This window comes from Rossellomorea aquimaris, from assembly GCF_000935355.1.
Classification (GTDB): Bacteria; Bacillota; Bacilli; order Bacillales; family Bacillaceae_B; genus Rossellomorea; species Rossellomorea aquimaris_B.
Window position 1 is genome coordinate 194,958 of the sequence record NZ_JXZC01000007.1, and the last position, 8,480, is coordinate 203,437.

Below are 8,480 nucleotides of genomic sequence, written 5' to 3' on the forward strand. Positions count from 1 at the left end.
CTTAATAGAGTGATTCTTCTTTAGAGAATTTACGTTGAATCAATGTCGCCACCAGGATGATAAGTGCAAGCGCGAAGGCAAGTGCCGCAGCATATCCCATGGTCCCCAGTGATTTAAAGGCATATTGATAGATTAGGAGGACAACCGTTAACGTCGAGTTATTCGGTCCACCGGATCCACCTGAGAAAATATAAGATTGATCAAACAGCTGGAACGTGCCGATGACCCCCATGATCACGACGAATGATGTAACCGGCCTTAGAAACGGGACTGTCACATAGAAGAACTTCTGTATCGCATTCGCTCCGTCCAGTTCAGCCGCTTCGTATAACGAGTCTGGAATATCCTGAAGCGCTGCAAGATAGATGACCATGAAAAATGGTGCCGTTGCCCATATGTTCATCAACATAATGGCATTCAGGGCAATATCGGGATCACCTAAGAAATTATACGTAGGCAAGCCCACTTTTTCTAAAAGGTTGTTGATCAGTCCTTCTTTGTTATACATCCACATAAAGATCAGCGTCAGCACGGCTGAAGACGTTAAGGTCGGTAAGAAATAGACAATCCTGAAAAGCTTCTCACCCTTCAATCCCGCGTTTAACGTCGCTGCCAGCACCAAAGCCAGAAATGTCTGTGTAGGCACAACAATCAGTACGTACTTCGCCGTGTTTTTCAGAGCGATGATGGCCCTGTTGTCCTCCATGATCCTCGCAAAATTTTCAAATGCAACAAATTCAAAACTCATATCCCCCAGGAGTTGAACCTTATGAAAAGATAAAAATATGGCATAAAGAATCGGCCCGATAATAAACACCGCTAATACAAACAGCGTGGGAGACATAAATAAGTATCCTTGCCCTGCATCCTGTAATCTCTTCTTAGAAGATTGTTTGTTCATTCTTATCCCTACCTTCTATCTGTCTCTGATCTACAGCTATTACCTGTATTCTTTCCGCCGAGGTCTGTCATGCCTTATCAAGACCTCAAAAGAAAGAATACAGTCAATGTTAAAGTTGTACCTGACACCATCATGAGTGCCAGGTACCTTTAAAGTATTATTGAATTTCGCTATTCGCTTGTTCCTGTGCTTCTTTCAGTGCTTCATCCAATGGTCGGTCTCCCAGGAAGGCCGCGATGAATTGGTTGTTAAAATTATTCATGATGATCGGCAGATTCTTTCCTTCTGCCCACACCGTTGCATATGGAGCTCCGGCTACAAGTGCCCCTCGTAATTCATCCTTGTCATACCCTAACTTTTCAGCTACTGACTTACGTGTCGGAAGGGCAAACCCTTTGGACGTCCATGTTTCCATTCCTTCTTTACCCGTGAGGTACGAGATCAGCTCCCATGAAGCTTCCTTCTTTTCCGATGCCGCATTCATCACATATCCAACCGTGTAGGCCATTGTCCCTTTTTCTCCATTGATGGTCGGTAATTCAGCCGTTCCGTATTCTACATCCGGGAACGTATCCGCTAAGAATGGTATCGCCCAGTTTCCTTCGATGACCATGGCTGCTTTCCCTTGACCGAACATTTCTCCTCCCCAGTTCGCTCCCACTTCTGAAGCCTGTGCAGAGGTTTTGTCTTCATTATGCTGGTCGATGATCGGTTGAAGGGCATTGACCACTTTTTCCGAAGCAAAATTCGCTTGATCATCCTTCACGACTTCCCCACCGGTTGCCTGTGCAATGTGGTAAAGACGAGCAAGTTCCGGAGCCACCCCAAATCCATAAACCCCATCTTTTGTCAGAGCCTTTGACACTTCACGAAGCTCCTCCCATGTTTTCGGAACTTCTACACCCGCTTCTTCAAACATCTTTTTATTGTAAAAGAGAGCCAGAGTCGAATAGTCTTTCGGAAAACCATATGTCTTTCCATCAACTTTGAACGCTTCAAGCATCGGCTTCTCGAAATCTTTCACATCGAAATCTTCCGTTACGTAATCATCCAATGGCTCCACAACCCCTGTTTCAATCAGTGCAGGAGCTTCAAGTGCATCCAAATAGAAAACGTCAGGACCTTCCCCGCCAATCAAACGAGTTTTCAAGACGTCCATATACTGCTCAGAAATGACTTCGTGCTTTACGTCAATATTCGGATGTTTTTCTTCAAAGTCAGCGATCGTTTGAGTCAACAGCTTCTGTTCTGAAGGATTTCCTCCCCATCCGGCAAGAGTGATTTCGACTTTCTCACCGTCTGAGCCATTTGAACTCGTCTTCTCGTCTGATCCACTGCATCCTGCCAAAACCGTTCCCACTAACATCGTCGTAATACCTAGACTCGCGATCCATTTCTTCTTCGCCATTTTCATAACCCCTTTTTGATTTATTTAAAATAGGATTGTTATTCCTGAATGTGATTACACCGTCTGCTTTTCTTTCACAATGTCGTAGCCTGTTGAGTTTTCTATAATGGAGGTTTCTATTTTGTCTCCTTTTCGCGTTAAGGATAGAGACAGCACTCCATCACCAATCGTAATATCTTGCACCGTCAAAATATTCATTTCATCAAGTAAGATTGGATTAAGATGTATTTCTTTTGTCAGGCTGTTTGGAAACAACCCTAATAGAGATTGAATAAACACGAGTGGTGTCCCCGCTGCCCACGCTTGTGGAGAACAAGCGACCGGATACTTTACAGCCTTCCCAATTGTAGACTCATATCCACAGAACAACTCCGGCAAGCGGTCGTATTCGAAATGATGTGACGCATCGATCAATCCACTCATCACTTTCTTGGATTCTTCCTTGAATCCTAATTTGCTTAATCCAAGTAACGTCATGCTATTATCATGTGGCCAAATGCTGCCATCGTGATAGCTCATCGGGTTGTAGCCGGCTTCACCTTTCCCCATGGTACGGATTCCGTAGCCAGAAAACATCTTGTCACTCGTCAACGTCTGACTTACTTTTGCAGCCCGATCACCTGACATCATTTCTGAATACAGAACATGTCCTGGATTGGAGGTGATCGTACCGACCTTTTCTTTCTTTTGATCAACGGCGATGGCGTAGAATTCCAGGTCATCCATCCAAAACTCCTGTTCAAATCGTTCTTGCAGGTTTTTCGCTTCCGTCTCTAATCGGACAGCCTCTTCTTTCTTTTCAAGTGCTTTATAAACAGCAGCCAATCCACGTTTTGCCTGGTACACATAGCCTTGAACCTCTACTAAGGCGATCGGTGTATCAGCGTAGTCCCCATTTCGATGAACGATGGAGTCCCCGGAATCCTTCCAGCCTTGGTTAGCAATCCCTTTGGATGATTCCTGATGGTACTCAACGAATAGATCTCCATCACGATCTCCATACTGGTCGATCCACTCAAGCGCTCTCTTCACATTGTCTTCAAGCTTGTGGAACGTATCCAAGTCACCCGTCCATTTCACATACTCTGTCAATAGGACAAGGAATAACGGTGTTGCATCAATCGTTCCGTAATAAGGCGTAAACGGAATTTGATCCGTATTCGCAAGCTCTCCGTAGCGGATTTCATGCATGATCTTTCCTGGCTGCTCGTCTCTCCAAGGATCCACCTTCGTCCCTTGCTCACTCGCCATGGTGAACAGGGTGCCTTTTGCAACCTGGGGTTGGAACGCAATCATTTGCAGGGCTGCAATCAGACTATCCCTTCCGAATGGAACTCCGAACCAAGGCAGACCAGCTACAGGAAACTTTCCGTATCCGGTGTCAGTCAATAGCACTCTAAGATCTGATAAACCTCTGTCCACCAGACGTTGAAGGGGTTCGTAATCCGTCTCTACTTTCGTTAACTGAGCCGACCATTCTTTATAAGAAACCTTTAATTTTTGAAGTGCTTCCTCAACAGGTAAAATATCATCTCTCGTTTCTACATTTTCAAGTGGAACGATTATAAATGTAATGGACTGTTCTTCCTCATGCTGAAGCTCTACCTGGAAATTAATCCCTCCATTTTCATTCACGTTTTTCGTATTGGCATCCCACTGAATTTTTGTCGCACGATTGATACCGTCCGCCCCCTCATACTGGAAGGTGATGGATTGATCTTCAACTTTCTGACCTGTTCTCTTTCCTACGTTTCCAGTTTGGAACCCGCGTACGATAAACATATCGTTAAAGTCCACATCGACTTCTACATTCAACTCAAACGATACAGGCTTTGGATAATAGTTTTTTGTTGTAATCGTTTCATACAACACATCATCATAAATAAAGCGCTTACGCTCGATTTGGACTGATTCCCTCCAAAGGATGAGATTTCCATCCTCTTCCTGGTGGGGATTCGTTGATAATATCGTAGACATATAATTTTCCGATCCATCCGAATGTAATAGAATCGGTTTTTCATGATTGATTTTCACATTCAATTTGCTAAGGTACCTCGTGTCATTCTTGTATAAACCAAGCCCATAACTATGGTCAGTTATGATATCTCCCTGCTCATCTGTAAGAAGAAATAAGTTGTTTTCTTTAATCACTCTGTAGTTCATAGTGGTTCCTCCTACTTTCAAACCTTTTTTTGTTTATTGATCATTACGATGTTTTCCGAAACGTTTTGGAAATTCGTTAAAAAAATCATCTCTTTTCCAAAACGTTTCGGATTAAGCCCTAAATAAAAGTTGGCTTTATCATAAAGATTCATACCAACCTTTATTCGTTTATATGATTTGTGCTTTCCCTTCTGATCAACCTTGTCTCAAGCACCATTCGATGGGGCCCTGACTGATTTGTCAATAAATCCAGCAATAATCTTGCCCCTTCATACCCCAGTTGAAACTTATTTTGTCTTACGGTGGTCAACTTCGGGCTTACATACGATGCAAGCAGGATATCATCGTATCCGACAATCGAAAGGTCTTCTGGCACCCTAATGTTCAACTGCTTCGCCGCACTCATCGCTCCGATGGCCATTAGATCACTTGCACAAAATAATGCTGTCATTTCAGGATGTGAGGTTAGTAATGCTGCAGCTGCTTTCTTTCCACTTTCTTCTGTGAACTCCCCATTTACGATGTAGCTGGAATTGAGTTCGAGCTGTGCACCTTGCAAAGCGTTATTGTATCCTTCCAAACGCTGCTGACTTACAAACGCATAATCATGTCCATTAATCATTCCAATGTTTGTATGGCCACATTGGATTAAATGCTGGACCGCTTTTTCAGCTCCTAATACATTATCCGTCGTCACATGACTCACATATTCGGATTCAAGCGGAATGTCGATCAATACGCAAGGAATATCACTTTCAACCACTTCCTGTAAATATGGATCATCCGTTCTGATCCCCTGGATGATCACCCCGTCCACTCTTCTTTCCCTGCAAAGCTGCGTATAAGTCTTCTCACGCTGCTTCGAAGAATTGGTGTTGAATAAAACAAGATCGTAATCAGAACCTGAAACAAATTCATTAATCCCTGCCAGCACTTCCACGATGAAATTATCCTTCACACTTTCCTTCGTAAATCCGGAAACAAGTAAGCCAATCGTTTTCGACTTTTTCATGACCAGGCTTCTGGCAATGGAATTAGGGCTATAATTCAAGTCTTTTGCCACTTGAGCAATCTTCTTCCTCGTATCTTCATTGACATCTGAATACCCATTTAACGCTCGTGACACCGTCGTAACGGATACCCCGGCTACTCTTGCAATATCTTTAATCGTAGTCACTTGCACATCTCCCAAAACGTTTCGGATTTCCTTTAACTGAATAATACAACAGGTTGAAAACGATTACAACATTATTTTTCTATAACGATGTTTTTGGGACATGGGGACAGGCACCGTGTCCCAAAACTTAGAGCTGGTTGGTCGTTGGTAATTTCTCTTGTTTTCAATGGTTCTTTCGCTGTTAATTGGGATTTCGCTGTTAAATTTGGAATATCGCCGTTAAAAATTGATTTTCGCCGTTATATTGAAAATTTCGCCGTTATAATCAGATCCTTGCCGATGGACTTGAGATCCTATCTGGATGTGAAGAAGGACAACAGAATGCTAGTCGAGCCTACCTTTGAATGTCTGGATTCGCTGATAAATTTGAAATTCCGCTGATATAAACCGGATTTCGCTGATATATTAAAAATATCGCTGATAAAATCAATATTTCGCTGATATATTGAAAATTCCGCTGATATATCACTCTCCGTATATAAGAAAGAAACACCAAAGGACTATTTCTTCACCTTTTTCTCATGGCCCCGTCTAAATGTTCTCCCAAAACATAAAAAAAACAGCGAATTCCAATTAATCCGCTGCATGTTTTATAGATTATTTATTTTCTCGCTTCATGAACCTTCAGCACCTTACCTTTGACTGTGGTTTTTTTCATGGCTTGTAAGACCAACGGCCCTTTACCATTCAATATCTCCACATAAGAAAGGTTTTCCTGGATGGTGATGATCCCGATGTCATCAGCGCTCACTCCTTCGATTTTCGCAATTGTTCCGACGAAATCGACAGCCCTGATTTTCTTTTTCTTTCCGCCATTAAAGTAGAGCTTCATGATGTCTCTGTTCAACTGCGCGCTCTTATCTGATTTAAAATCAGGTTCCGTGTCTAATTTTCGTTCAAAATCCGTCTTTGCTTTTGCCACTGCTTCTTCCGACGGCGGCTGCAGCTTTGGAATCGCAAATCCGATATATTCTTCAATCTCGGCAAGGAATTTATCTTCATAAGGTGTGCAGAAGGTGATCGCCTTTCCTGCAGAACCTGCGCGGCCCGTTCTCCCCGTGCGGTGAACATAACTTTCTTTCTCCATGGGGATATCATAATTGATGACGTGTGTGATGTTCTCAATATCGATTCCACGGGCTGCCACATCCGTTGCCACCAGATAGCGGAATTCCCCTCTCTTAAAATCTTCCATCACTTCAAAGCGGGCTTCCTGAATCATACCACCATGAATTTTATCCACAGGATACCCTGACCGGTCCAACTCTTCACATAATGTATCCACATTTTCTTTTGTTCGACAAAAGATGATGCAGCTATCGGGGTTTTCAACAGTTGTGACGTTTTTCAGAAGAGTCAGCTTACCTTCCTCTCTAACTTCCATCAAAGAGTGATCGATTTTATCTGTCGTAATACCTGTTGCCTTGATTTCAATATGAACAGGTTCCTTCATATATTTATGGCAGAGTGCTTCCACATCCTCCGGTAATGTAGCTGAGAATGTCAACGTTACCCGATCCGTCGGCAGCTCCTGAATAATCGCTTCCACCTGTTCGATAAAGCCCATGTTCAACATCTCATCGGCTTCGTCGATCACAAGGTACGCAAGCTTTTCCAATGGGAATGTTCCTTTTTCAATATGATCGAGTACGCGGCCCGGGGTGCCTACTACGATATGGTTTTTCTGCTTAAGCTCAAGCTTTTGTCGGTGAAAAGGAGATTTCCCGTACACGGCAGCCGCTTTGATACGCTTATATCTTCCGATGTTTGTGATGTCTTCTTTTACTTGAACAGCAAGTTCCCGGGTCGGGGTCAGTACAAGGGCCTGAGGCTTATTCTCTTCCCATTGTACCATCTCACAAATCGGTATCCCGAAAGAGGCTGTCTTACCGCTTCCTGTTTGAGAACGCACAACAAGATCCTTCTTCTCTAGAGCCAATGGAAGCACCTTGGATTGAACCTCGGTTGGAGCTTTATACCCTAAACCGGATAGAGCCCTAATAATATCATCACTAAGCTTATAATCCTTAAATTGTTTTATACTCATTTCAATACCTCATTTATTTCTTCATTTAGTCTTATTTTCATGGGGAAGTGTCGATTCTATTCAAAGGAAATATCCCCCCTGCAAATTCTTTTCAAATATCTTTAGGTATTCCTCCAATAGTGTGTTATGCTTTACCTAACCATTTTTCAACTTGTAACATGTTGTCTCCGGGACCGACGAACGCTGTCGGTCCCTTTTTATATCTAAAGCGCAGGCGGCTCGCCCAGAGGCGACAAGCATAAGGCGAACATGCCGGAAAGGCGTTCTTTGCCTTTTTGGCATGTTTGACTTATGACCTCGAGCCTCTAGCCGCCGGAGCTGGATGATAACCAAAAGCGCAGGCGGCTCGCCCAGCCCCGACAAGCATAAGATGAATTGGCCGGGAAGGCGTTCTTTGCCTTCCTGGCCAATTTAGCTTATGACCTCGAGGGGCTAGCCGCCGGAGCTGGATGACACCTAAATCGCAGGCGGCCCGCCCAGCCCAGACAATAAAAAAAGGACCCTCCTGAGAGAGTCCTTTTTCTTAAAAGCTATTACGCTTTAACAACGTTAGTCGCTTGAAGTCCACGTTGACCTTGCTCAGTGTCAAATGTAACTTTTTGACCTTCGTCTAAAGATTTAAATCCTTCGCCTTGGATAGCTGAGAAATGTACGAATACATCTTCTCCACCTTCGATTTCGATGAATCCGAAACCTTTTTCTGCGTTAAACCATTTTACTGTACCTTCTTGCATGTGTATTTCCTCCTGTGCGGATGTTGCATCCACGATTTATTACTATCGTT

At 43.4% G+C, this 8,480-nt stretch carries 6 protein-coding genes; all 6 read right to left on the reverse strand.

Annotation, left to right across the window (positions count from 1 at the left end; all coding sequences use genetic code 11):
* Position 1: 1 nt before the first annotated feature.
* Complete coding sequence (locus TV75_RS16300) at positions 2-901, reverse strand: carbohydrate ABC transporter permease (RefSeq protein WP_044339849.1); 900 nt, start codon at positions 899-901, stop codon at positions 2-4.
* Positions 902-1,058: 157 nt separating this feature from the next.
* On the reverse strand, positions 1,059-2,309 hold the full coding sequence (locus tag TV75_RS16305; protein WP_044339850.1) for an ABC transporter substrate-binding protein: 1,251 nt from the start codon (positions 2,307-2,309) through the stop codon (positions 1,059-1,061).
* A 54-nt stretch (positions 2,310-2,363) separates the two neighbouring features.
* A complete protein-coding gene (locus tag TV75_RS16310; RefSeq protein ID WP_044339851.1) occupies positions 2,364-4,472 on the reverse strand; it encodes an amylo-alpha-1,6-glucosidase in 2,109 nt (702 codons plus the stop codon).
* 160 nt (positions 4,473-4,632) lie between these two features.
* Positions 4,633-5,649: a LacI family DNA-binding transcriptional regulator gene (locus tag TV75_RS16315; protein ID WP_044339852.1), complete on the reverse strand. Its 1,017-nt coding sequence runs from the start codon at positions 5,647-5,649 to the stop codon at positions 4,633-4,635.
* A 601-nt stretch (positions 5,650-6,250) separates the two neighbouring features.
* On the reverse strand, positions 6,251-7,696 hold the full coding sequence (locus tag TV75_RS16320) for a DEAD/DEAH box helicase (RefSeq protein ID WP_044339853.1): 1,446 nt from the start codon (positions 7,694-7,696) through the stop codon (positions 6,251-6,253).
* Between the two features lie 533 nt (positions 7,697-8,229).
* Positions 8,230-8,430, reverse strand: a complete 201-nt coding sequence (locus TV75_RS16325; RefSeq protein ID WP_034762315.1) for a cold-shock protein — start codon at positions 8,428-8,430, stop codon at positions 8,230-8,232.
* Positions 8,431-8,480: the final 50 nt, after the last annotated feature.